The sequence below is a fragment of the Paraburkholderia sp. BL9I2N2 genome, assembly GCF_004339745.1.
Taxonomy (GTDB): domain Bacteria; phylum Pseudomonadota; class Gammaproteobacteria; order Burkholderiales; family Burkholderiaceae; genus Paraburkholderia.
Window position 1 is genome coordinate 1 of the sequence record NZ_SMGP01000003.1, and the last position, 26280, is coordinate 26280.

Here is a 26280-nt window from a genome sequence, read left to right on the forward strand (position 1 = left end):
TCATAAATCTTGTAGCTCGCGGGCAGCGAGCGGGAAGACATGATGCCTTCCGTCCCGTAGGCGGTGATGTCCCAGCTCTCGGTCCATGGCAGAACGTCCCAGGACATGAAGTCGACGGTGACAATCTTGTCTTCGTAGTTCAACACCGCGCCAGCCGCGTCCTCACGTGATTCGTCACCGTGGAAATTGGGGAACTTCGTGATACGGGCGTTCACGGAGCGTGGCAAGCCGAAGTGCAAGAGAATGCGGTCGATGAGGTGGCAGCCGATAACGAAGACAGCACCGCCAATATCACCTGGCTGAGTCATGTGCGGAGTGCCCGCCTCGTCGTGTGAGCAGCCACCGTGCGCCCGCACCTGAACGACTTTCCCGAGACGACCGCTCTTGAGGGCGGCTTGCATGGCGTCGACCGAAGGTGCGAAACGCCAGCAATAGCCGACTTGCACCAGTCCGCCGGTACGCTCCACAGCCTCGACGATGCGCTTTGCGTCGACCGAACTGCGGCCGGCAGGCTTCTCGCACAACACAGCTTTGCCCGCCTCGAGCGCCTCAATGGTCAGGTCGGCCATCTTCTCGCTCTTGGAGTGGACGAGCACGACATGAACATTCTCGTCCGCCAGGATGTCTTCCTTTGACCGCACCTCGAGACCGAGCGCATCGACGAATGGCGTGAGCAGCGGGCTTGCATCCCACGCACCGAGCATCTTTGCGTCGGTGCGGCGCTGGATTGCCTTGACTCGCCCGGACGTGTGGGGATGAGTGATGCCAAGACATGCTACGCCGAGCGTTTCGTTGGGACCAATCTTTCGCGTCATGACATATCTCCTCGAGATTTTCAGTTACACCTTGACGGCTTTGCCCGACAAGGCGGATTCAAGCGCGCAGTCCGCCAGGCGCAGCGCCTTGAGGCCGTCCTGCACCGAGGTCGGCAATGCCGAGTTTGCATTCAGCGCGTCCACGAAGGCTTCGAGTTCGGCCTTGTACGCGGCCTCGTAACGCTCGAGGAAGAAGTTGAGCAACGGCTCGCGGACGTCGGTTGCGTCCTTGGACCAGCGCCGAATCGTCGAAGGACGAAGGTTTTCTTGCAGAAGCATTCCCTTCGAACCTGATACTTCCATGCGCTGGTCGTAGCCGTACACGGCTTCGCGACAACAGTTGATGTGGCATTGCTTGCCGGAAGCGGTCCGCAACTGCACCATCACCGTATCGAAATCGGTCAGCTTCTCAAGCGATTCGTCGACAAGACGGCTGGCCATGGCCATGACCTCGACCGGTTCTTCGCCGAGCAGCCAGCGAGCCATATCCAGGTCGTGGATAACCATGTCGCGGAAGATGCCGCCCGAGTGCTCGACATAGTCACGGGGAGGCATGCCTGGGTCCCGGCTCGAAATAATGACCTGACGCACTTCGCCAATGTCACCTGCGTCAATCGCCTTGCGGAAGGCTTGCGACGTCGGGTCGAAACGGCGATTGAAAGCGAGCATGACGCGACCACCCAGGCGCTCGACCTCGTTCGCCGCGGCAAGCGACTTGCCCATGTCGAGGTCAATGGGCTTCTCGCACAGAACAGCCTTGCCGCGCCTGACGGCCTCGAGCATGAACATGATGTGCGTGTCCGTCGGCGTGCCGATGACAACGGCATCGATGTCCTTTCGCTCGAGGACCGCTGCGGGGTCCGTCGAAGCCTCGCAGCCAAGGCGGCTAGCCAACGACTTGGCTGCACTTTCAACAGGGTCTGCCACCACGACCAGTTGTGCGTTCGGGCTCGCGGCGACGTTGCCAGCGTGAATGCGACCAATGCGGCCTGCACCGAGTACGGCGATTCGAATCATGTGAGTCTCCAGAAATACTTTGTCGTTTAAGGTCAACAGCGTCAGACGGAAGTTGCGCTTTTCGCCGAGAACTGCGCGACGGTGGTGTCGTAAGCGCGCTTCGCCATCTCGTCGAGAGGAAATTTTCGGTGCGTCTCAGAGATCAGTTCCACGCCGTAGTACGGGAGCGTGCAGCCTGCTTGCTCAAGGGCATCGACGAAGGCAGGCAGGTCGCCTGCACCTTCGCCACAAAGCTGCCTGTTAAAGGTCGAGTCGTCGAACAGCGACCCCTTAACCTGGGCGCCGACGTCGTCCATCTCCACTCCCTTGATGAAACGCGCGGGAATTTGGGCGACTTCGCTATAAGGGCTGCCACCGCGCGCTACGTGCCAGTGGTCAACCATCAGACCACCATTGGGCTGGTTGGCGCCTTCAGCAACCTTCAGCGCCTCTGCGATATTCCGGATGGGAGAGAAAGGCATGAACTCGATTGCAACCGTCGAGTCAACCGTCGCCACATCCTGGCAAAGCTTCGCGAATTCGTCGGTCATGCGGGCGAAGTCGGCCGGATTTTTGTCGAAGGGGCTCGCTCCGATTTTCAGATTGCGCATGCCCAGTTCCCCACCCAGTTCGATGAAACGGCGACGGCTATCGTCAGACTTGACCCGCGCCTCCCCGTCGAAGTACCAGTCCATCAGGATTTCGAGCTCGAAGTACTTCATGCCCGTATCGTCCAGAATCTTCTTGACGCCAGACACTCCGTACTTGTCGATGCTGTACTCGAGGTCATCGAGAATCAGGCCGATGCCGCTCCACCCGGCGCGCGAAGCCGCTTCGCAACGGTCGCGCAGCGGAAACGGGCTGATCTCGTTCGACGCACACGGATAGACGTCGCCAGCAAGGGTCCAGTACGCAGCCAGCAGTTCAATTTTCTTCGCGCTCATATGTAGTATTCCTCTTTATTTCAATGTCATCGGTTTTTTGATGGCATGCTCCCGCATGCCAAACGATTACGAAATTGTCCGAGTGGGCTTGCTGGACGTCGCGAGAGTGAAATCCCACGACACAGTCCAGAACGGCGACGAGAACCCGACGCGCTTGCCAGCCTCCGGGTCGTCAATCTTGTTAAATTCGGCGATGAGTTCACGCTTGACGCCGAAGACCGCATCTTCTGGGAGATACGGGCAATCAGGCGTGAAAATGTGAGTGATGACCGGATCAAAGCCAGGCGCGGTCACGATGAAGTGCATGTGAGCAGCCCGGTTCGGGTGTCGGCCCATTGCGGCGAGGAGCTTACCGACCGGGCCGTCCGAGGGAATGGGATAGTGGCGCGGCTTAACGGACTTGAACCAGTAACGGCCTTCAGCATCCGACGTGAAAACGCCGCGAAGATTCGAATCAGGCTGAATGCCTTTCTGTTGCACGTCGTAGAAGCCGTCGTCGTTGGTCTGCCACACTTCAAGCTTCGCGTTCGGAATCGGATTTCCCTCAATATCGGTTACCCGACCCTCTACAACCATGGGCTCGCCCTTCCCATCCAGGCAGATGTTCGCGCCGTTCAGATATTCAGGTGCGTTGGCGATGTAGAAGGGACCCAGAATCGTGTTCGGCGTAGCACCGTTCGGACGGCGATGGTTGATTGCATCAACCAGCATGGAGACGCCGAGGACGTCCGAGAGCAGGATGTATTCTTGCCGCCAGTCCGTGCACATTTGACCGGTCTCAGTCAGGAAACGGATGGCATTGAACCACTCTTCGTGCGTAGGTTCGATTTCCTTGACCGCAGCATGAAGGTGTTTGACCAGAACCGACATGACCTGGCGCAGGCGAGCGTCTGCACCGTCGCTCATACGAGCATTGACGACTTCGGCCGAGCGAGCTTCATCGAAGTACGGCGACGTGGACTGAACTGCTGAGAAAGCGCTTTGCATTGAGTGTCTCCATCAAACTTTCTGTAGCTTTGAGACAAGTCTATATTCGCCGTAGCTGGCAAAACAGAGCTGGAAAGGGAATGTCTTTCGCGCTGAGTGGGAAGAAGCCTCGAATGCAAGGAGCACGGAGGTCACGCTGTCCAATGCCGTTCGTAGTCGTTCTGATGGAACCGTTCCAGGAGCGCGTCAATGAACAGCCGCACCTTGACAGGAAGATGCGAGCGGGTCTGAAACGCGATGTTCATGGTCAACCGGGGCAGATCCCAATCGTCAAGCACCGGAATAAGGCGACCCGCCTTAAGGTCGTCGTGGATGATGTATTTCGGCTGCACCAGAATGCCCATGTTGTCCAGCGCGGCGACACGCAATATCTGGCCATCATTCGACTCCACCAATGGCTTCACTCTGACAACTACGTTTTCACCACCACGTGTGAATGAAAGCTCGCGTGGGTTGTCGGCGAGTTGATAGTTCAACAGCCTGTGCTTCGCGAGTTCCGCCGGGAAACGAGGGTGTCCGTTCGACTCGAGGTAGCCGGGCGATGCAGCCAATATGCGGCGTGTTGATGCCAGTCTTCTTATCGTAATGTTGCTGTCTGGCTCAAGAACCTTTGTTCGAATCGCGACGTCTATGCCGTTCTCGATGATGTCGCAGTAACGGTTAGCCGCTAGTACGTCGACGGTGATGTCGGGGTAACGCGCCGTGAAATCAGGGAGCATGGGCGCGATGTGCAGCATGCAGAACGACAACGAGGCGGTGACGCGAAGGACGCCGCTTGGACGCACTACCGCCTCTTTGATGACAGCCTCTGCTTCGCCAAGGTCTGCCAGGATAGATTTGCAGCGCCGGTGGAATTCGGCGCCAGCCTCAGTCAAAAAAAGGTTGCGCGTCGTTCGGCGCACCAACTGGACTCCGAGCCTCGCCTCCAACGAAATCAAATACCGGCTTGCCGCCGAGATGGAGAGGTCGACTGCCTCGGCAGCTCCGCTGATACTGCCCGTCTCGGCCACCTCGACGAACAGCTGTAGTTCCTTGAACTGGTCCATGCCTTCGCACCATTACGTTTTGTCTCCGCCCACATCCGCGCGGGATACGGGAGTACGCGCGACTTGACCGAGTCATTTTTGTGCGCCGCGTCTGCAACATAATAGTGCGATCAATCTATCGTGCACCAACTAGAATCCATCAAAAAACTATCCGTTTGACAGATCCACTGGCCGTATGGCGCCAAGTGTGCTCCACGATCGCTAACGAAAATCTGCCGCCCTCAATCCTCGACAAGCGCCCGCGACACATCCGGCCATGATTTTTCGGGCACGAGATCTTTGGTGGACGAGCCCCAGCGCGAGTTTGCCGCGCACGAATACCCAGCGGCGCAGAGCCAATCACCAGCGCTCAGACCGCGGTCGCGTTCGCAATACCAATCGTATCGTTCGCGGGATAGTCTCTGACGGGTAGTCCATCCGTGTCTTCTATTTTCGATGTAGGATAGCTCTCAGCATCAATTGGAGTCTCAGAAACGCATCAAAAGCTATCAAATATGGAGGGTCGGATTGGCTCACCGCTTTTTGATCAAAGAAATTGCCCTTCAAGCAGGGCTTGGAGTGGCTACGGTCGACAGGGTGTTGAACGGGCGCGCAAACGTCCGGGAGCACACTCGCAATCGGGTTGATCGGGCAATCAAAGAACTAGAGAAACAGGAGTTGAACCTGGCAAACACGGGTCGGAAGCTCATGGTTGACGTTGTCGTAGAAGCGCCGACGCGGTTCAGCGATGAATTAAAGAGCGCCCTTGAGGCCGAACTCGCACTAATGCATCCGGCCGTTGTTCGTCCGCGCTTTCTGCTACAGGAGACGATGACGACGTCAGAAGTGGTGGAAACCCTTCGCTCCATCGCGCGAAGAGGAAGCCACGGCGTCTTCCTGAAGGCCCGCGACGTTCCTGAAATTGCTGAGGCAATTGGCGAACTACAGCGCCACGGCATCCCCGTCGTCACAGTCTTCACTGACATACCGCTGTCTGGTCGCATCGCCTACGCCGGGCTCGACAATCGCGTGGCTGGCGCCACGGCCGCCTACCTCATAGGCCTATTGCTGGGGCCGCGGCAGGCTAATGTGTTGATAACGATGAGCGACGAGCATTTTCGGGGCGAGGAAGAACGCGAGATAAGCTTTCGTCGAGCATTGCGCAAGCGCCACCCTCAACTCAAACTCATCGACGCAAGCGGCGGACATGGCCTTGATTCGCCGACCGAAGAGCGAGTCCGGAGCGTTCTCAACGAGGAGACTGGCATCGCTGCCGTGTACTCCATGGGCGGAGGCAATGCCGCGATTCTTCGCGCGCTAGAGGCGTGGCAACAAGCTCCCGTCTACTTCATCGGTCACGACCTCGACAGAGATAACGTGCAGCTTCTACGTGCCGGAAGGATTCAAGCAATCTTGCATCATGATCTCCGACAAGACATGCGGTCCGCTTGTCATCACGTCATGCACTTTCATAAGCTCTTGCCAGCATCCTCGGTAGCGTCATCTTCTTCCGTCGTAGTCGTGACGCCAGAAAATATCCCGGACCACATCGCCAGTCGCTTCCGCGATTGATTCGACCACTCACAACCGCGCTTCTGTCTACGCAAGCTCCGCGTGCGTAATTGCTCGCAGGGCTGCTGTTGTCGGCTACAAAGCAGTCCAACCTGAGAGGTCCGAGAAAGTCATCGCTCGAACCTCTCGACGGCATTAGAATCTCGTCGCCAACCCGGCAATGACGCCGAACTGGCTCTTGCCATAGTTGGGGTTGGTGCTCGATGCGCTTCCGTTGATGGGGTCGTTGTTGATGTTCGCGCCATACAGGCCACTATCAAGGCCGACGTTAGACGATGAGCTATTCCGAACGTAAGCCAGTTCAGTGTAGAGGAGCGTCCGCTTGGACAGCGAGTAGTCCACGCCTAGTGTGTACAGGGTTGCGTTTCCGTTCCCTTTGTTTGCATTCGCGTGATAAACGGCACCGGTGATAGCGAGCGCGGGCGTCGTCTGCCAGGTTGCGCCAATCCACTCATGATCGACGGTCGTCGGGAGGCTGGTACCTGCCGGCAACGCCGACGGAGCCGTCGTGCCAAAATAGCCCGCATTCGACGCGTCCGGAGCACTCAGATGTTGGTACCCGACATATGCCAGCACTGGACCGAACGCGTAGGTCAAGCCCGTGAGAATCGAGCGAGAAGTAAGGTACACGTTGCTGAATTGGCCGTTTCCGTCTCGAACCTCGTCATAGGTCGCCTGCCAGAAAAGACCCTTGTTCGCGTAGGAGAGTTTGATGCCGTCCGAGCGGCCTTGGGAACTTCCCAGTCCCGTAGAAGTGCCGAGTTGACCGGGCGCGCTTCCTGGATTTCCGGCATTCCATGTTGGCGAATTCGTCAGATCATACTGTCCTTGTAGCGTGAAGCCGGCTATCGTCGGCGACAGGTACTCCGCGCCGTTCGCTGCCTGCGAGAAGATGCGACCCCGGACCAGGGTTCCAATCGAATACTTCTTCGTTTGCTGTGGGTCGACATCGCCCGAGTATTGGCTTATCTCGGCAGAACCCATGTTTCCGAACTTGATTTGCCCCCAGGTGTCGTTCTGCAGACCCACTGTCGCCTGCCCCTCGAAGAAGCTCCCGTTGGCGAAGCTTCCGTTCATCGTGTTCAGCCGAGACTCCAGCTGGAAGATTGCATGCGTGCCGCCGCCGAGGTCCTCGGCGCCTTTGAGGCCGAATCGCGATTGCGCCCAGCCTCCACTTTGCGCGCCGAATACATGTCCCTTCGGCTGATTCGTCTCGTACACGAGACCGTTGTCGACGATACCGTATAACGTGACGCTGCTCTGAGCCATCGCTGTTGCCGTCGTCGACAATGCGAACACGCTGAACAAAAGCTTCTTCATCGATATCTCCAGTAATTTAGTTGTACTTCATCTGTGCCCGCGCTATCGGGAACACCTAATGCCTTCGGTCGATCGAGAATTATCGAAGTCACCGCTGCGAGCGCCCATCCCACTTTCATCACGCGCGAGACGACAGGACCGAGTGGAGTCGCACAACCGCTCGTACAGAAGAAATTGGAAGCAATCGAAAGAACAGGAGGAAGGTTTACGCGGAAGGTGATAAATTCCCTGACGCGTGTCTCCTGAACTGCTCTTGTGTAATTTGGCCCGAGTGTATATTCCCCATTCCCTCGAACAAAGAGCGGAAAGGGGAATCTCTTTCGCGGAATCAGGGAAAATGGACCTTAAAGCAAGCGGACAGAAGCCTTCCGGCCTTATGCTACTAATCTCCTCACGGTTAACCCCGTATCCCGGTCGACGTTGTATCGATTACGCTTCGTATGTTCCAATGCGAAGAGACATGTTCTTCTCGGTAATACCCCAAACGGTCCGTGACCAGTCTCACGTCGCCTAACGCATCCATACGGAGATACGTATGAACTTCAAGAAACTGTCTGGCTTCGCTGTCTCAGCGAGTATGACCCTGAGTCTCCTCTCACTACCGTCGTTGCCCGCCAATGCAGCGACAAGCGATGCCGCTGCCTCCGGCGCCGCCATGTCAAAGCAGGAACTGAAGGCGCAAAAGAAGGCCGACCGCCAGGCGCGCCGCGCAAAGAAGAACGCTGAACTGAGCACACTGGAAAAGAACGGGTATAGCCCGTCGGCAAATCAAACAAACTATCCGCAGAATCTGCAGAACGCTCAACAGAAAGCCGCCGGGCAAAAGCCTACGAACGCACCAGCGGTCGCGCCTTGACGCTTCACGCGGTCTGGATCGCGCGCGCTCGAGGTGGTGGTCACGCGAGTCGCGCGGGCAATGCAAGTGGGAACGTTTGCTGAAAATGGTGATGGTCGAGATGGAATGGACACCGCCCTCCCTCCGGGGAATTGGGCACGATTGAGGGCCTCCAGGACCGAACGGCATCAATGTGCCAAAGTGGAGTTGCGACACAACCACTTAAGGAGCGGAGGCCCCAGATGAATGCTACGACATACGGACTCGACATTGCAAAGCGGGTGTTCCAGATGTACTGGGTCGACGCCCAAACTGGCGAGATCGCGAATCGGAAGTTCGGACGTGACGATTTAATTGTATTTCTGGCGCAGCGCCCCGCCGGTCGCGTTGCCCTCGAAGCTTGCGGAAGTGCTCACTGGTGGGCACGTAAGATTCGCGCGCTCGGACATGAGGTGGTGCTATTACACGCCCAATTCATTCGACCTTTCGTGCAAACGAACAAGACTGACGCGGCCGACGCCCGGGCAATCTGGACTGCAGTGCAGCAACCCGGCATGCGCACGGTTGCCGCCAAGACAGAGGATCAGCAAGTGATGCTAAGCCTCCATCGTATGCGCTCGTTGCTCGTCAAATTTCGAACGATGCAGATAAATCAGCTGCGTGGGCTGCTGTATGAATTCGGCGTAACGTTTCGCGCAGGACGCGTAGCAGGACTCGACGAGATCAGAAATCGCATGGCAGAACTCGAAGACACACTGCCACGATCGATACTTCTTAACCTTCTCGAACAGTTGCGTCGCATCAACCTGTTTGAGGAGGACATCGATCAACTCGAGAAGCGGATTGGCGTCTGGCAGAAACACGAAGCGGCATGTCGTGCGATCTCCGAAGTGCCGGGTATCGGCCGCCTGACCGCAACGGCCCTGGTAGCAACAATTGGAGATGCGAAGACATTCAGGTCCGGGCGCGAGTTCGCAGCGTTTCTGGGACTTGTTCCCCGTCAGAATGGTACCGGCGGAAAGATACGGCTGGGCTCGATCTCCAGACGTGGCGACCCATACTTGCGTACGTTGCTGATACATGGGGCGCGCTCTGTTCTGTGTCACACCAAGGTACCCACCGCATGGCAAAAGGCAATACAGGTGCGACGACCAGCAAATGTAGTAACAGTGGCCTTGGCGAACAAAATGGCGAGAATCGCCTGGGCGATCCTCGCTCACGGGACTTCGTACGAAGCGCATCATGTGAGCAACAGACCTGCATAGCAGGATGAGCACTTTGAAGCGTTGAGGAACTGGTAGGTTGCTTGGGTTGATTTCAATGTGATGGCGCGACAGGTCGGACCGCAGGAACGCAAACCTGAACACAGTCTTGTGCTTCAAGCACGTGGCCGAGATGAGGACGTTCCTGGCGAATTCCATCAGGGCCCGCAGCTTCGGCTTGCAGAAGGCCGCATATAAGACCGCAGCCGATACCTCGCTCACGTATCACATAAGATCAACTTGGCAAACCGGGCGGTGTCCATATAAGACCGTGTGAAAACGCATTGGTCGCCTAGACTGAATCAACGCACTGAGATCAGGTGACTCATGAAGCGATTCGTTGAAGGCGATGACCACAAGCAGGTCGCACTACTTCCCGAATGCGCCGACGACTAACTATATCGGACAGGACAATCCATTCCGGGTCATAGAAGCTTGGGCGGCGCGTGATCGTCGAGGCGGCGACGCCAGACTGGATTCCGGCGACGCTGCTTAAACGGGAGATTGAGGAGCGCATCGCGCCTTGGTAGCTGGGATGGGACGTTTGGTTCGTGATACGCAGTCACGGGAGTCGTACGCAGAAACATGCGCACTATCCGTATTCCAGAACGACCGCAATGCCACCGAACTCTTCGCGCTGCCTGGCGTTCAGATAGACCGCCACAATTGGCGGGCCGCCGGCTGGAAGATTCAAGGTCAGGCGATGGAATCCCCCACTTGCGCCGGCGTGGCCAGTTCGCCGTCGACGAGACGCCGGATGCCCAACGGATTAGATTCCTTTACTGCGTCTGGACGCAACGTCTCGGGTAGATCCTGATAGCAGACAGGACGAAGGAAACGGTCGATTGCCGTCGCACCTACCGACGTGAACATCGAGTTCGAAGTTGATGGGAATGGGCCGCCATGAACCATAGCGTGGCAAACCTCCACGCCTGTCGGGAAACCGTTCGCCAGAATGCGGCCAGCCTTGCGTTCAAGCACCGGCAACAGGCGCTGCGCATCGGCATGGTCGCCTTCGTCAATCTGCAACGTGACCGTTAGCTGCCCTTCCATGTGCTCAGCGACTCGCAACATTTCATCGAAATCACGAGCGCGAATCACGACGGAAGCCGGGCCGAACATCTCTGCCTCAAGTGCGGGCGTGGCGAGCAGGCGCTGCGCGTCGGTCACATAAAGCTCGGCCTGCGCGGCGTTCGGACGTTCACCTGCTGACTCGCCTTGGGCAACCTTCACCACGCCCTGAACCTCACTAACATTTCTCGTTCCAGTGCAGTAAGCGTCAAAAATTCCAGGCGTCAACATCGTTTGGGCCGGCTTGGCGGTCATTGCTTCCCCCGCCGCCCTCACGAACCGATCGAGGTCCGGACCATCGATAGCCAGGACAAGACCTGGGTTCGTGCAGAACTGGCCCGCGCCCATCGTCAGAGAATCAGCAAACGACTTGCCGATTGCTTCGGCGCGGTTCGCTAGCGCGCACGGAAACAGGAATACCGGGTTGATACTGCTCATTTCCGCATATACAGGAATCGGTTCAGGCCGAGCGTTGGCAAGACGTATCAGCGCGAGACCACCCTGCCGAGAGCCCGTGAAACCGACCGCCTTGACGACAGGATGCGAAACGAGTGCTTCGCCGAGCTTGCGGCCCGCACCGATCAGCATTGAGAAGACACCCTCCGGCAAGTCCTGCTGCTTGACGGCGGCCTGAACTGCGCGGCCGACGAGTTCTGAAGTGCCCAGGTGCGCGCCGTGCGCCTTCACGATGACGGGCGCGCCAGCGGCAAGTGCGGATGCCGTGTCGCCCCCGGCAACCGAGAATGCGAGCGGGAAGTTGCTTGCGCCGAATACGGCGACGGGCCCCACGGGTACTTTTGCAAGACGAAGATCCACTCGTGGCAACGGCTGGCGCACGGGCTGCGCATGATCGATTGTGGAACCGAGAAAATGTCCATCTCGAACGACTCTGGCGAACAGGCGCATCTGAGCAACCGTGCGCGCGCGTTCGCCTTGCAGACGCTGCACGGGCAATCCGGTCTCCGCATGCGCCCGCTCGATGAGTTCGTCGCCGATGTCCAGGATGTTGTCGGCGATCGACTCGAGGAAATCCGCGCGCTTTGCAAGGGAAACACTCCGGTAGATGTCGAAAGCCTGGAAGGCCAGCGAAGCCGCGTGCTCAACTTCCGCAGCACCGCCCATTCCAAAGACTGGCTCCGTGATTTCCGAGTTGGTGGCAGGGTTGAACGCGCGCTGATCACCGTCAGTGCCTCGCACTGCGGAAAAACCGATAAGCATTTCACCAGTGAGGGTCATGCAGGTTTCCTAAAATGGGTTCGATGGAGCTAATTTGTGGCACTACGCGTCGTGGTACGCACCTGAATCGAAAGCCGGAGGTAATCGTCGTGCCGAAGACACGGCCATACAAAGCAACGACCGCCAGGCAGCTTCTCGGATTTGTCGATGCCGACCACTATGCGTGGCGAGTGTCACCCGAGTAGTGCGGCTAGTTCCGAAGCCCATTCATTGTTGGTTGAACCGCGGAGGGCGGGTAGACGCACCACGAGCCGTCGCCATGTCGAAAGAAGACAATCGCGAACGTTCCAAACGAACGCATGACTTCGATCCTTACGACTCGCCATGGCATTTTCCTTGAGCGAGCTGGGCGGGTAACTCGAAAATTTTCATCGCTACCAAACCAGTCATTGACAAGGAACCGAAGAGATTTGCACTGACTGCTCATACGCTTCTCCGTGCTTCGCGGCCAGGTAGCAGAACCGAACAGGCGCAACAGCGAATTGGTTCGTGCGGTGACACCACACGACCAGACTCACGCTTAACTCTTTCGGCCCACAGGCCATTGCAATGTGACTCCGCGTCGTGTTGGACTTTTTCTACCCAAGAAGGTGGAGGCGGTGTGAATATGATCGAGCCATTCGAGGGTACCGTCCATTGAAGTTAAAGGCAGACGACTTAACCGAAGCGTTAAACCTCTTCGTGACACTTTCTTGCCCGCCGTTATGCTCTCACTTACTCCCGACCTGCGACACGCGAGCCTTTCCGTCAGTACAAGGCTTCGCGTCTGGCGAGCGGCTTGAATAGCCGGCTCCATGCAGCGCTGACAAGGATCGTCGCGCATCCACCCAGCACGACGGAGCCAACCACGCCAAACGCCGTGGCAGTCACCCCGGACTCGAATTCCCCCAGTTGGTTACTCGCGCCGATGAAGAGGGTGTTCACGGCAGCGACCCGTCCTCGCATGCGATCAGGCGTTTCCAGTTGAACAAGCGTCTGCCGCACCACCACGCTGATAGTGTCAGCAGCGCCCGAGATCGCCAGCAGCAACAGCGATATCGGAAACGATCGTGAAAGCCCGAACGCGACAATAGCCATTCCATAGACGGCGACCGCAATAAGGAGCTTCCTGCCGACGCCGCTGCCGATGGCCCGCCGGGATAGCATGAGGCCAACGCAAAGCGCGCCTGCGGCCGGTGCGGATCTCAGCAAGCCCAGTCCTTGCGGCCCCACATGCAGGATCTCTTTCGCGTAGACAGGCAGCAGCGCAGTGGCGCCGCCGAACAGGACCGCGAACAGGTCGAGAGAGATGCCACCGAGCAACAGAGGGTTGTGCCAAACGAAGCGCAAGCCGGCGAGAAGCGTCTCGACCGTGACGGGTTCGCGTGGCGGTGGAATGTGGTCATAACGTATAAGCGCGTACATTACCGCACTCACGCAGAACAGCACGACGCAGGTCAAATAGAGCGCGTTGATGCCGATCGCGAACAGCAAGCCGCCCAACGCCGGCCCGGCGATCACGCATACCTGCTGGACCACCGTGCTGAGCGCCATCGACCGCGCCAGCAAAGTGTGCGGAACGAGCATCGGTAGGAGTGCCTGTTGGCCTGACATCTGAAACGGCCGAATCGCGCCCAGGATCAGCGAGAGCCCCAGCAGCAAGTCGCGGGTCACGATGTGCGTCATGGTCGATACGGCAAGCAGCGTGGCCATGGCTGCCTGGGCCGCAAGGCAGACTGCAACGATTTGGCCTCGATGCATGCGATCAGCGCAATGGCCGGCGACCAGCGTCGTGGCGAGTCCGGGAATAAACTGGAAAAGGCCGACGAGGCCGAGATACCAGGCGCTGGACGTCAGGTCATACATATGCCAACTGATCGCCAGCATGAGCACCTGCTGAGCAGTGATGGAACCAATGCGGGCGATCAGGAAGCGCATCAACGATGAATGGTGCATCAAAGGCGCAATGCCCGCGCGCGCCTCGAGCGCCGGCGACGACGTATCGGGGGCACGCGTCATACCGGACTCCACTCTTTTGAATTGCGAATGCGCTTGTTGATCTGACCGCGCAGCGCCAACTGGCAGCTTTCCCCGTTGTAGAAGTGCGGATGGTTATCGATAATTTTCGTTTGCGGCATTGGACCCTTGTGAATTATCTGCTGTGTGGCAGTGACCGGTTTTCCGATTCCGGTGGGCGGGTATTAAGCAAATCTTCAGCCGCTACCTCTTCGCTCTGCTGCTGGTATCCAGTCGCATTGACTTTCGGCGCCCACTTCCACTGCAATAGCACCACGGTACCCGCAGCGCCGAGTATCAAGAACATGAAAATAGCCAGCATGGGGAGCGTGTAACTGCCCCCCACATGGAGTAACCAGCCCGAAAGGCTGGCTGAAATCCCACCCGCAAGACTGGTGGCCACTTGCTGCAATCCCGTGTTCAATCCCACTGCCTGCTTCGGGATCAGAGTGAGCTTGACCAACGCCAGATTGTTCGCAGTGACGAGGCCCAACAGCGAGAGAGATACGACATTCCAGAACACGGCCATTTGCGGCGAACGCGTGTACGCGCCAAGCAAAACAGTAGTGCCACCGACAAATCCCGCCACGATGAACGATTTGCGCACCACCACGGCATCATGGCCGCGCGCGATCAGGCGGTCTGCTGCCCATCCGGCGAGCGCCGCCACGATCGCGATGCCCGCGAAGCTAAAGAACGTATAGAGTCCCGACTGTTCAAGCGAAAGGCCGCGCTGTTCGACAAGATAAGCAGGCATCCACGTCATGCAGTAGAACGCGAAATAGCTGTAGCAGAAGTTGGTAATCAAACCGCCCCACACCACTGGGCTCGACAGAAGATTACCGAGCGGCACCGAGGCCGCCCGCCGCCTTGCCGCCGCAAGTTCCGCTTTGGACGGGAAATCATTGTTGAGCATCAGCAGCCATGGCATTAGCCAGACCAGCCCGGCCAGGCCGGTGACAACGAACATTGCCTTCCACGAACTGATGGCGATCAGCCAGACCGCGATCGGCGCGCCAAGCGCCGGTCCCATCTTGCCGCCAATCGAGTAGATCCCGAGCGCGGTGCCCTTCCGGGTTTCATCGAAGTTGTTCGCAAGGTAGCGATAGGTTGCGGGGACCACCACGGCTTCCGCAATGCCAATCAGCAGGCGCACTACGATCAGCGCGGAAAGCGTGGTGACGACGCCCGTCGCCGCCGCCGCAAGACACCACAGCAGGAAGCAGATCGAGTAAGGCCATTTCACGCCATAGCGATCCACCAGCCAGCCCATCGGCATCTGAAGCAGGCCGTAAGACCAGAACATCGCAGAGCCGAGCCAGCCGCGTTCGACATGAGTCAGCGCAAACTGCCGAACGAAATGGTGGTCTGCGAGCGCCGCTGACATGCTCGTGCGGTCCACAAAAGAGATCATGAGCCCGACCGCGAGCAGCACGAGAATGCCCCAGCGACTCTCACGCCGCGCCGCTTTACGTCGAGTTGTCCGGTTCACTCTGTCTCCGACGATTTCTCTGTTTTACTCGCCAGTTGGTGTGCTTTGCTTTCGGCGTGGCGGCGGTCCTGCCGCGCTAACCGCCTGCTTCGGTCGAGATGAACATCCACTCAACCGCGGAGGCTCGCGACAGTCTTCGCGCACTTACCCAAGGCTGCCGGTTACATCATCGAATAACTCGTCGACGGCGAGGCGCCGCGGAATGATCTTCTGGTCGAATGCCCAGTCGATCGCAAGTTGCAGGCCTTTGCGATTGGCTTCCATACCGATAGGCGGGAACACGGCCGGCACGCCTTCGGCGAGGGAGCGGCTTTCCACGATCATTCGGTATAGCTCACGAACGATGTCAGGCCGTTGCTTCGACAGAGTCTCATGCACCACGAACATGTGGTTGATCGGGACAATGCCGCTGCGCTGAAACCAGTCTTTCGCGGCAGCATGTGCATCCGGCACCAGCGTGCGCACGCGCTCGTCTTTCGGCATGTCTTCGCCGAGAAGCGCGGCCGCTAGCTCGCCGTTGAGCATCATCTGCGGAATCGACGCATCCGCCGGCAGGCGCTGGCAGTTCTGCGGATCGTTGTACTCGGCCAGGTGCCCATCGCCCAGTGTCATCCACGTCACCTTGTCGAGGTCCACGCCATATTCGTGGCGCAGAATGCCGCGAATCCAGAGCGCGGTCGTTTGCGTGTAGGTACGCACGCCGACCTTCCTGCCCTCGATATCCTTTGGATCGAGATGCCCGAAGTCGATGTTGTACCCGGCGCAGTGGTGCTGGAATCGCCCCGAAATCGGCGTCGGCAGCAAGAAATACGGCTTGCCATAGGCTTTGGCCTGCAGGAACGTGACGATCGCCAGTTCGCCGGCGTCGAACTTGCTCTCGCGCACCATCGCCTTGAAGCCGTTGTGCGCGGGCGTTGGCCCGCAGTAGTCGAGAGTCATGAGGTCCGAACTCACGCGCCCGTCCCGCATCGCCTTTGTCACTGCGTACTCGGCCAGATTGACGCGCAGCGTCGGCGCACCGGTCAGCGTCGTTGTCATGGAATGTCACTCCTTTTGCTTGATCCTTGTATCGGATTGCGGATTTATAGACGGACCTCGATCAGGCACGGGCCTGGCTCGCGGGTTGAATCGATAAGGGCCTTGTGGAAGCTCTCAGCCGTCTCGACGGCGACGGCAGGCACGCCCATGCTCGTCGCCATGGCCAGCCAGTCGATGCTCGGCTTGTCGATGTCGATCATCGACAACGCACGTTCATTGGGCGTGCCCGCGCCCATATTTGCGTACTCCGCCTTGAGGATGGCGTAGCTGTTATTTGCAAATATGATGGTCGTGACGTTCAGGCCTTCGCGTGCCTGAGTCCAGAGCGACTGGATCGTGTACATCGCGCTGCCGTCGCCGACCATGCAGAACACGCGTCGATCGGGACAGGCTAGCGCCGCGCCGGTGGCCACGGGCGTCGCGTAACCGATGGAGCCGCCCATGTTGTTGATAAGATCGTGCGGCAACGCGCCCATGGTCAGGCTCATGGACTCGCGCCCTGTCGTCAGCGATTCGTCCACGACGATGCAGTGCTCAGGCAAGGCCGCGGCCAGCGCGTGAGCGATGCTCGTCGGGTTGAGCGCGCCGGTCGGGACCGGCGTCTCGATGCGCTGCTGCACGAGCGGCGCCGTGCCCGCGGTGCCGAGCGCCTGCAGCAGCATGTCGAAGGCAAGCTCGCTGTCCTCATCCGCCTCGACGAGCGCATGCACCTGCGTCCCCTCGGCCTTGAGCAGGCTGGGCTTGTCCGGGTAGGCGAAGAAGGCCACGGGCTCCCTGGTCTCGAACGTGACGATGTGCTTGAAGTCCTTGAGGAATGCTGCGGCCTGCGCGACGGCGTAGGGAATGCGCGCGATCGGCACGCGGCCCGCGCCGCGCTCGATGCGTGCGGTGAAGAACTGCGAGCCGAGTTGCGCGCCGGTGGCCGCGGCCACGCGGCCGGCCTTCTCGAGCGCCGCGCCGCGCGTGGCTTTGTTGGCCAGGATGATCAGTGTCGGCTCGCCCGAGCGCAGCACGCGTGCGACGTGTTCGACGCGCTCGGTACTCGGCACTTTGCGCCCTGCCGCGACAGCCGGCGGCAGCACGGGGACGTTGGCTACCTGCTGCCAGGAGGTGTCGCCGGGCAGGATCAAGGTGGCGATCTGCCCCGGATGCTCGCCGGCTTTGGCCACAGCCTGAGCGGTGTCCCAGGCGATGGTGTTCGACGATTCAGCGCGGCGCACCCAGTGGCTAAGCGGCCGCGACAAGCCCTCGATGTCGGAGGTTAGCGGCGGGTCGTACTTGAGGTGCGAAACCGAATGCTCGCCGACAACATTGACCATGCCTGACGAAGCGCGCTTCGCATTGTGGATGTTCGCGAGACCATTGGCGAGGCCCGGCCCCAGGTGCAGCAGCGTCGAGGCCGGTTTGTCCTTCATCCGGTACCAACCGTCGGCGGCGCCGGTGGCCACGCCTTCGAACAGGCAGAGCACGCTGCGCATCTTCGGGTTGTTACCCAGCGCCGCGAGGAAATGCATCTCCGAGGTGCCGGGGTTGGCGAAGCAGATGTCCACGCCCTGGTCGACCAGGGTGGCGACGAGACTTTCCGCGCCGTTCATCAGTAGCCCGCCATGTCGCGTGCGAGACCGACCACGCCGTAGGTGCGCTGTGGCGCCGACAGCAACAGGCGGTAGCCTTCGTCTATTAGGCGACGCTGGTTCTTGGCCGTGACGTGCGGATTGCCGACCACGACCTTGTGCTTATGACAGGTCTCGGCGATGCGCCGCATTGCGTCGACGACTTCCGGGTGCTCGTATTGGCGCGGGAAGCCCAGTTCCTGGCTGAGATCGCCTTCGCCGATCAGGATGAAGCCGATGCCAGGCACATTGGCGAGGATGTCGTCGAGGTTCTCGATGGCTTGCGTGCTCTCGCACATCAGCCCGACGAGGATCTCGCCCTGCGGCGCCAGCGGCCAGACGTCAGCCTTTGCGTAGTAGTCCGACATCGAAAGGCCCCAGTAGCGCGCCGCATTGGCCGGGCCGTCGCCGCGCACGCCTTTGGGCTCGTACAGCGGCGCGTTCTTCGGCCTGGCATAGCGGCAGGATGCGACCGCGTTATAGGCTTGCTCCACCGTTGCCACATGCGGCCAGATCACGCCGTATGCGCCGCGATCCAGCACCTGCTTGGCAAAGCTCTGATTCATCTCTACGCCGTTGGCCGGGATCCGTGCCAGCGGCGTCACCCTGGCCGCCACCGACGCAGACTCGGCGATCTGCTTGCGGCTCAGCATGTACTGCAACGCGTCGCCAAGCGCACTTACGTCGTAAGGGTTGTGTTCCATCTCGAAGACGATGCCGTCATAGGGCGAATCGCTCATCTCGATGGCGGTCTGCTTGTCGAGCTTGGCGAAGGCGGCATGCGCGGGCTTGCCCGATTCGAACGCGCGGATGATGCTATTGAGGCGAATATCAGACATGGGTATCTCTCTTTCTCTCTCGCTGCGCGGCGCTTCAGTCGGCGGCACGCGCGGTTGCCATTATTCGAGCGTCAGTTGAGTGCCGGGTAAAGCCTCTGCGCGGTCTTGCCGAAGATCCAGGCGCGGTCTTCCTCGCCGAGGCAGGCCAGCCTTTTTTCGGCCGTCGCCAGAATCTCGCTGAGTGTTCCGGGGGAAGTCGGGAAATTCGAGCCCCAGGCGAGGCGCTGCGCGCCGAAGGCTTCGACGACGCCCGGGAAAAACGTCTCCGCACTAGCGCGCTCTTTCGTCACGTCGCCGAAGATGCGTGGCGTGAGCTTCAGATAGATGTTCGGCAGATCGGCTAGCGCAAACAGGCTTGCGGCGTTGGCGTAAGGCGGCCCATCGAGCACATCGGGACGGCCGAGGTGATCGAGGATGATGTTCACGCTCGAGAACTTCTCCGCCAGCATGCGCACCTGGGGAAGGCCGACTGGCCCGGTCTGGATGCACATGGGCAGCTTCAGCTCGGCCAGCGTCTCCCACGCCTTGAAGGACTTGGGGTTATCGAGCTCGCTGGGGTCGAAGTCCTTGGTCGAGCCGCCGGTAAAGATGCGCAGGCCGGCGAGGCCCTTGCCGGTCCAGGTCTTGATCACGGCCGGCACGTCATCGGCCAGCATATCCACAGAACCAACGGCGACGAGCCGGTCCGCGTATTGGTTGCAGCCGTCCACGACGTAGCTGTTGTCGAATCCGTAAGTGGTCGAAGAGTGCACGACGGCGGCTTTCGCGACACCGGCCTCGTCCATGGCCTTGATTAGCGTTTCGACCGTGTTGGGCCGCTCCTGCGACCAGTCCGAGCGCTTGCCGAACAATGGCGCGGGCGGGTAGCGCTTCTCGTCGTCCGAGATAATGTGGGGATGAATGTCGATGATGTTCATCATGTTGGTCCAGCTATGAGCTATTGGCTTGGTTACAGGCCTCTGGCCTTGAGAAGTTTGTCCAGGCGCGGGTAGACGCGGCGCGCATTGCCCTCGAAGATGGCGTCCCGCTCGGCGTCGCTCAGGGCCGTGCAGGCGTCGATGTAGCGTTTCGTGTCGTCGAAGTATTCGCCGGTGTCCGGATCCCGACCGCGCACAGCGCCGACCATTTCGGAGCCGAACAGCACGTTGCTCGCCGGCACGACCTTGGTCAGCAGTTCCACGCCGGGGTGGTGATAGACGCACGTGTCGAAGAAAATGTTGTTCAGGAGGCCTTCCAGCGGACGCTTGGCGATCTCCAGCGACATGCCGCGGTAGCGGCCCCAGTGGTAGGGAACAGCGCCGCCGCCGTGTGGGATGACGAGGCGCAGCGTCGGGAAGTCCTTGAAGACATCGCCCTGCAGCAGTTGCATGAAGACGGACGTGTCGGCGTTCAGGTAATGCGCGCCGGTGCCGTGGTGACAGGGGTTGCATGAGGCCGCAACGTGGATCATGGCCGGCACGTCGAGGTCGCACAGCGCCTCGTAGACGGGATACCACTCACGGTCGGTCATCGGTTTGCCGGTCCAGTATCCGCCGGTCGGGTCCGGATTCAGATTGCAGCCGACGAATCCCATCTCCTCGACGCAACGGCGCAACTCGGGAATCGAGTTCCTGGGCGGCGCTAGCGGCGACTGCGGCAACTGGCACACGGGTACGAAATTGTCCGGATAAATGTCGCAGACACGGCGCACCAGGTTATTCGAAACTTCGGCCCACTCGAGGCTCGTACGCTCGTTGCCCAAGTGGTGGCTCATCAGCCCGGCGATCGGCGAGAACAGCGTCAGGTCGCCGCCCCGCTCCTTCTGCAGACGCAACTGGCCGTTGCCCACGCCCTCGCGGATCTCGTCATCTGTGACGTGCGCGCCCGAGAGCGGCGGCGCATTGGCTGGGTCGTCGGCAAACTCAATCTGTTTGGCGCGCCAGTCGCGGAAAGAAGCAGGGACGGTCGTGAAGTGGCCGTGGCAATCGATGATCATGTTTTTTGCTTCCGTACGGGATTCAGACGCGGGGATCGACGAACAGCTCGCCCATGGACATGCGCCGCGGTGTCAAGCCCTGCTTGAAAGCGGTGGCTTCGAGCGCCTCGATGGTCTTGCGGTTCTCCTCGATGCCGTAAGGCAGCGGATCGTGGCCGACGATCTTGCGCAACTCGAGATACTTCTTATTTTTCTTGTCGGTGAGTTCACCCGCATCGAGACGGGCCAGCCATTCTTTCTTCGCGCGGTCGAAAGCGTCGTAAATCGATTTGGCTACCCAGGGATGCTCGGCCAGCACCGAGTCTTTGACGACGATAGTGCCGTGCATCGGGTACACGCCAGTGCGCGCGTAGTACTCGGCCTCCAGTTCGGCCGCGTTCGGGAACAGATCGGGATAGTCGGCCTCGACCTCCTTCCAGCCACCCGTCGGTGCGCCCGTGCGGCCAATGCCCGCGTTGGCGCCAAAGCCCGCCGCCAGTTCACCCTTCTCCATCATCTCGGCCAGCGAGCTGCCGGCGGGAGCGTGGATCACGTTCGGCGGCAGCTTGAGCTGCGTGACATGCTCCTCGTCATCCACCACCCAGGTCACCTTTGACGAATCAAGGCCGAATTCGTCCATCAACACCTGACGCGTCCACGCCCCCGTCGTAACCGAATAGGCGCGCACACCCACCTTCTTGCCCTCCAGGTCCTTGGGGGTTTTGATCCCAGCGTCCGGACGCACCAGCAACCCGGCGTGGTGGAAGCGCCGTACGACAAAGATGGGAAGCGCGACGAAAGGAGCGCCATACGCCCGCGCAATGATGTACGTCGTCGGCGCCAGCTCGCACACATCGAACTCGACGTCGCGAACCATCCGGCGAAAGGCTCCGATTTGCGGGTGGACCGTAATGAACTCTGCTTCCACGCCCTCGATGGGAATGGATCCGTCACGGATCGCCGAGGTATGCGGATGCTCGGCGATTGCGATCTTGAGGTGAACTTTTTTGCTCAACTTAGTCTCCTGTTTAAATAGACATTCAGATCGACCCATTTCCGATTGCCCCGTGCTCGTTACCGGCAAATTGCGGGGGCTCTTCAGGTGATCTCGTTGACTACATGATCTTTCTGCGCGCCTTTTCCGTCTATTGAAATAAGCCGCGAATGCCTTAACCGATTGGTAAAGTCGTTGGCGCAATGACAACATGGGTTGCCGCGCCGGTGACTTCGGTATCGGAGAGCCAAAGATGCGCAACAGCATTGATCAGAGCGGCAGTTATGGTCCACGGGGTAGCGACCGGTTGGCGCGCCTCCGCACCCCTCACGGTGCGTCCGGCGATTGATGCGGCCGGGTCGCCTTAAGCTGGGACGACACTCCCCGCGATGCCGCGCCGTGGCTCGCCAGCAAAAGCTGGGCGGTCTCTTCCAGACACGTAACCATGAGTTGCGCGCTGGGTGTCAGGCCGCGGTTGCGATTCCACAACACGCCGGCGGGGCGGAGCAGTCGAGGCAGGCTCAACGGAAGGGTATGAAGGGGCTGGGTGGTCTCGTTAGGCGTCCCTGACATCACGGCGATGAAATCCGAGATTTGCAGCTGTGCGCGCGCGACGTGAATCGAGAGCGTCTCGATGTAGTTGCCGGTCAGCGGCACGGCGTGCGCCTCGAGTGCCCGCTCCAGGGGATCGCGCAGTATCGAACCGGGCGGCGGCAGAATCCACGGATAGGCGTGCAGGTCCGACCATTCCAGGGTTTTCCTGCGCGCCAGAGGATGGTGACGGCCCGTCACCAACGTCACCGGTTCCTCGAGAAGCTCCTTCTCCGCGAAGCTCCCCAACGTATCGGGCGGCGGCAGGCGGCCCACGACCAGGTCGAGGCGGCCCTGCCAGAGCTCTGGCAGCAGCGACGCCGTCGTACCTTCGATCACCGCGACATTGGTGCCGGGCGACCGCTGTTTCAGCAGACTCAGCGCCTGTGGCAGCAGCACAGAGGCCGAGGCGGGCAGCATACCGATATGGACCTTGCCCTCCGTCCCCGAACTCAGGGCTTTCAACTCATCGCGCGCCTGGTGCAGGATCGTCAACATCGATCGCGCGTGGCGAATGAGGCAATCGCCATACGGCGTGGGTACCACGCCCTGCGCTGTACGCGAAAACAGCGTGAGTCCGAGTCCCCGTTCCAGTTCCGCCAATGACTTCGAGACGGCCGGCACGGTCACATGAGTGACGTCGGCCACCTGGGTCAGATTACGGTAGGTGTCGATCGTCACGAGCAGACGCAAGTGCCGCGCCTTCAGATTGATCTGCAGATACCAGTCGAGCCCTGACACGTCGCGTACCTCCCGCATTTTTTCCATCTCGCCACGGACGTTGCGGCTGCGGCAAGTTGATGAACAAACCAGCCGCTCAGTACGTCCTGACCGGATTCAGGTCCAATCGCCCGCACACGCCACCATGATTGTCATTGCGTCATTCCTTGGGCCGAAGCGCGTGCAGGGTCATGCCAAGCGAAATCGAGGTGAAATAGCCGACAGTGACAAGCAGCTCGGCAATCACCGCGCGGCCCAGCTCGGCCTCGTAACGGGCAAAGCGCGCATCCTCGACCACGCCGCCCGCAAGAATGTCGCAGACTGCGTCGCAGATCTGACCCAAACGCCCCTCGACAGCTTCGGGTCGCCGCTTTTCCACGATGGCGTTGACGACCGCCTCAGGAACTCCGGCCTTCAGCGCATGCCGGCGGTGATTGGCGATGACATAGGGCGCGTTCCAGAAAACAGCCGTCGAGAGGATCGCCACTTCGCTTTCCGCTTCGCCCAGAACCGGAGAGTGGTCGACGTGCGTGCCGATGATCTCCATTCCTTCAGCGAGATGCGGGTTGTGAAGCCAGATGTTGAACGGCGTAGGAATGCGCCCCGCCCTTCGCCTAGCCGTGCAATGACCTTCTTCTGTTCGTCGGTGGTGTTCTTCGGGTCGATGAGCTCGAGTCGATTGTCCGTCATGCTATTTCCTTGCAGTGAAAAGATGCCGAAGCCGAATCCCGTCTCGGCACACTACTTTGGTAGGAATGCTGCCTAAAGAACCACAAATTCGCGCTTACACAGTTCAATCAAGTCGTCACGCGCCGCCTGCGAGCGCGGGAAACCACTGCCCCAGGAAACTGTCCGGCCACGGAATATGGATGATCTGATCGAAGACCACATAGAGGAACACCGTCACACAAGCTGCGAGGATCAGACTGAGGCGCCAGGACTCGCGTCCCTCGATGCGCATGAAGGCTACGATCATCAGCGGTACGGTGGGGATCATGCCGATCACGCCCATGCAGGCGAGAAACGCGAGGAACCAGCCAAAGAATCTCAGCGCCCGTGTAAGCACCACCTTGTTTGGCAGTTTCTCGTCGTGGTCGCTCGCCACATCCATGTGGATGCCGTCGCCGGCATGTGCCTGTCCCGGCTGTGCCGGAATCACGAAAACCTTGTATGCGAGGCTGATGGTCCCGGCGATCACGAGGATGCTCGCGACTACCGTCGGCCCGATTCTGGCCATCAGGAGCCAGCCCTGCGCGGTCGCCAGCATGTAGAGCCCGATGCCGATGAAGAATACATAGACGAGGTCCTCGAGCTTCAACGCGATCTTTCCGCTCGGCCGCATCCGCGCGAGCCCGCCTCCGCGTACCAGCTTGAACAGCGGTTTGAAAAACACCAGCGCCGCAAGGGCGAGCAGAACCATGACGACCGGCCGCGTCAGCCAATCCGTGCCATAGCGCACGAAGGAAATCGACATGTAGCGTTCCATGAGCACGCCGAGCACAAGACCGAGGATCAGGGGCGGGCGCGCCCATTTCAGGCGCTTCATGGTCCAGCCGATAAGCCCGGCAATGAGCAGCACGAACAGGTCGCCCCAGCTACGCGAACCCTGGAAGGCGCCGACATAGATGATGGGCATGATGACCGGCAGGATAAGCGTGTAACGTAGTGTCGAGATCTTGGCGAATTGCCCGCTGAGCAGGAAGCACAAGCCCGCTCCGAAGATATTGGCAAGCGCGATGGACCAGACCATTGAATAGGTAAGGTCGAGATGCCTGGTCAGCATGTCGGGCCCGGGAATAAACCCGTGGACCATCATCGCGCCGAGCAAAATAGCCTGCGCCGCGCCACCGGGTACACCGAAAGACAGCATAGGCACCAGACTGCCGCCTTCCCTCGCATTGTTGGCGGCTTCGGGAGCGATTACACCGCGCACATCGCCCTTGGTGAAGGTCTGCTTCGCGCCTTTTGAGGTCTGTAGCGCATGTCCGTAGGCGATCCAGTCCGTCACAGCCCCGGTAATACCCGGCACCGCCCCAAGGACCGCGCCAAGCCCGCCGCACCGAAGAACCAGGAACCAGTTTCGCAAGGTGTCCACGACGCCTTGTTGCATCCCCCGGCGCGAACTGAACTGCACATTCTCAGCGATTGCCGCGCGTCGGATGGCGAGTTCACACAACTCGGGCAACGCGAATATGCCTAGTATGATCGGCACCAGTGGAATGCCGTCCTGCAAGTAAAGCATGTCCCCCGTCCAACGCATTTGCCCGGTTGCGACGTTGGTGCCGATCATGCCGACCAGAATGCCGAAACAGGCCGCGACAACGCCCCGCAGCGGCGCGTTGCCAGATAGAGCAGAAACCATCGAGACCCCGAAGATCGTGAGCGCCAGCATTTCCGGCGTACCGATGGAGAGGACGAAAGGCCGTACCAACGGCAACGAGACTGCAAGGATGACCGCTCCGATCAAGCCCCCGAGCAACGACGACGTGTAGCATGCGCTCAACGCACGCGACGCTTCACCGCGTTTGGTCATGGGCAGGCCATCGAGCACCGTCGCCTGCGAAGCGGCGTGACCTGGCACGCCAAAGAGCACCGCAGGGATCACGTCGGAAGTCGTAATGACCGAAGCCATGCCGAGCAACATCGCGAAGGCTGCATAGGGGTCCATCGTGTAGGTGAACGGCACCAGAAGCGCAAAACCCGTGAGTCCTCCGATCCCGGGCAACAGTCCGATCGCCAGTCCGACCACGACGCCGAAAACAAGAAAGATCAAACGGTGGAATTGCAAGAGCGTCGACAGCGCATGGCCTGCTGCCAACAAAGTTGCGTCGTTGTAAAAATCCATGCGTCATCCTGATGAGATGGCAAGCTCGGTGGGCTCACGCTGTGACCCGGTAAGGGTCGAGTGTTTGGAGCGTCGACTCAGGTGGAAGCGGAGTACGACGGGCGTCGGTTGCCGTCCGTCGCTCAGCGCTTCGGCG

At 59.8% G+C, this 26280-nt stretch carries 21 protein-coding genes; 3 read left to right on the forward strand and 18 right to left on the reverse strand.

Annotation, left to right across the window (positions count from 1 at the left end):
- From B0G74_RS30755 to B0G74_RS30775, 5 genes are all read right to left on the reverse strand, one after another.
- Nucleotides 1-815 (reverse strand): Gfo/Idh/MocA family oxidoreductase (locus B0G74_RS30755; protein ID WP_132379538.1); only part of this gene is annotated, 815 nt, incomplete at its 3' end.
- 24 nt (nt 816-839) lie between these two features.
- The gene (iolG, locus tag B0G74_RS30760) at nt 840-1832 is read right to left on the reverse strand and encodes an inositol 2-dehydrogenase (protein ID WP_132379540.1); all 993 of its coding nucleotides are present in this window, start codon (nt 1830-1832) and stop codon (nt 840-842) included.
- Between the two features lie 41 nt (nt 1833-1873).
- A complete protein-coding gene (locus B0G74_RS30765; protein WP_132379542.1) occupies nt 1874-2755 on the reverse strand; it encodes a TIM barrel protein in 882 nt (293 codons plus the stop codon).
- 66 nt (nt 2756-2821) lie between these two features.
- Nucleotides 2822-3742, reverse strand: coding sequence for an intradiol ring-cleavage dioxygenase (locus B0G74_RS30770; RefSeq protein WP_132379544.1), 921 nt, complete (start codon nt 3740-3742; stop codon nt 2822-2824).
- A gap of 131 nt (nt 3743-3873) precedes the next feature.
- A complete protein-coding gene (locus B0G74_RS30775) occupies nt 3874-4788 on the reverse strand; it encodes a LysR family transcriptional regulator (RefSeq protein WP_132379546.1) in 915 nt (304 codons plus the stop codon).
- Between the two features lie 507 nt (nt 4789-5295).
- Between B0G74_RS30775 and B0G74_RS30780 the strand changes: the two genes are divergently transcribed.
- The gene (locus tag B0G74_RS30780) at nt 5296-6339 is read left to right on the forward strand and encodes a LacI family DNA-binding transcriptional regulator (RefSeq protein WP_132379548.1); all 1044 of its coding nucleotides are present in this window, start codon (nt 5296-5298) and stop codon (nt 6337-6339) included.
- Nucleotides 6340-6474: 135 nt separating this feature from the next.
- Here the strand turns inward: B0G74_RS30780 and B0G74_RS30785 are convergent, their stop codons facing one another.
- A complete protein-coding gene (locus B0G74_RS30785; RefSeq protein WP_132379550.1) occupies nt 6475-7659 on the reverse strand; it encodes a porin in 1185 nt (394 codons plus the stop codon).
- Nucleotides 7660-8194: 535 nt separating this feature from the next.
- On the opposite strand from B0G74_RS30785, the gene B0G74_RS30790 reads away from it, so the two are divergent.
- Both B0G74_RS30790 and B0G74_RS30795 read left to right on the forward strand, forming a co-directional pair.
- The gene (locus tag B0G74_RS30790; protein WP_132379552.1) at nt 8195-8515 is read left to right on the forward strand and encodes a DUF4148 domain-containing protein; all 321 of its coding nucleotides are present in this window, start codon (nt 8195-8197) and stop codon (nt 8513-8515) included.
- Between the two features lie 221 nt (nt 8516-8736).
- Nucleotides 8737-9759, forward strand: coding sequence for an IS110 family transposase (locus B0G74_RS30795; RefSeq protein ID WP_132379554.1), 1023 nt, complete (start codon nt 8737-8739; stop codon nt 9757-9759).
- 693 nt (nt 9760-10452) lie between these two features.
- Here the strand turns inward: B0G74_RS30795 and B0G74_RS30800 are convergent.
- The 12 genes from B0G74_RS30800 to B0G74_RS30855 form a co-directional block, all read right to left on the reverse strand.
- Nucleotides 10453-12063 (reverse strand): aldehyde dehydrogenase (NADP(+)), encoded by a 1611-nt coding sequence (locus B0G74_RS30800; protein ID WP_132379556.1) that lies wholly within the window; start codon nt 12061-12063, stop codon nt 10453-10455.
- A 747-nt stretch (nt 12064-12810) separates the two neighbouring features.
- Nucleotides 12811-13998, reverse strand: coding sequence for an MFS transporter (locus tag B0G74_RS30805; RefSeq protein ID WP_132379558.1), 1188 nt, complete (start codon nt 13996-13998; stop codon nt 12811-12813).
- Nucleotides 13999-14194: 196 nt separating this feature from the next.
- A complete protein-coding gene (locus tag B0G74_RS30810; RefSeq protein ID WP_243658380.1) occupies nt 14195-15550 on the reverse strand; it encodes an MFS transporter in 1356 nt (451 codons plus the stop codon).
- 144 nt (nt 15551-15694) lie between these two features.
- A complete protein-coding gene (locus B0G74_RS30815; RefSeq protein WP_132379560.1) occupies nt 15695-16588 on the reverse strand; it encodes a phosphate ABC transporter substrate-binding protein in 894 nt (297 codons plus the stop codon).
- A 44-nt stretch (nt 16589-16632) separates the two neighbouring features.
- Nucleotides 16633-18183: an acetolactate synthase large subunit gene (locus tag B0G74_RS30820; protein ID WP_132379562.1), complete on the reverse strand. Its 1551-nt coding sequence runs from the start codon at nt 18181-18183 to the stop codon at nt 16633-16635.
- On the reverse strand, nt 18183-19040 hold the full coding sequence (locus B0G74_RS30825) for an aldolase/citrate lyase family protein (protein WP_132379564.1): 858 nt from the start codon (nt 19038-19040) through the stop codon (nt 18183-18185). The genes B0G74_RS30820 and B0G74_RS30825 overlap by 1 nt, the downstream gene beginning before the upstream one ends.
- A 71-nt stretch (nt 19041-19111) precedes the next feature.
- Nucleotides 19112-19960: an amidohydrolase family protein gene (locus tag B0G74_RS30830; RefSeq protein ID WP_132379566.1), complete on the reverse strand. Its 849-nt coding sequence runs from the start codon at nt 19958-19960 to the stop codon at nt 19112-19114.
- Nucleotides 19961-19989: 29 nt separating this feature from the next.
- Complete coding sequence (locus B0G74_RS30835) at nt 19990-21015, reverse strand: amidohydrolase family protein (protein ID WP_132379568.1); 1026 nt, start codon at nt 21013-21015, stop codon at nt 19990-19992.
- A gap of 22 nt (nt 21016-21037) precedes the next feature.
- Nucleotides 21038-22009: an ABC transporter substrate-binding protein gene (locus tag B0G74_RS30840; protein WP_132379570.1), complete on the reverse strand. Its 972-nt coding sequence runs from the start codon at nt 22007-22009 to the stop codon at nt 21038-21040.
- A gap of 306 nt (nt 22010-22315) precedes the next feature.
- Entirely contained in the window at nt 22316-23320 is a 1005-nt protein-coding gene (locus tag B0G74_RS30845) for a LysR substrate-binding domain-containing protein (RefSeq protein ID WP_132379572.1), read from the reverse strand.
- Between the two features lie 139 nt (nt 23321-23459).
- Nucleotides 23460-23846, reverse strand: coding sequence for a carboxymuconolactone decarboxylase (locus tag B0G74_RS30850; protein ID WP_243658381.1), 387 nt, complete (start codon nt 23844-23846; stop codon nt 23460-23462).
- A 258-nt stretch (nt 23847-24104) separates the two neighbouring features.
- On the reverse strand, nt 24105-26144 hold the full coding sequence (locus B0G74_RS30855; RefSeq protein WP_132379574.1) for a tripartite tricarboxylate transporter permease: 2040 nt from the start codon (nt 26142-26144) through the stop codon (nt 24105-24107).
- Between the last annotated feature and the right edge of the window lie 136 nt (nt 26145-26280).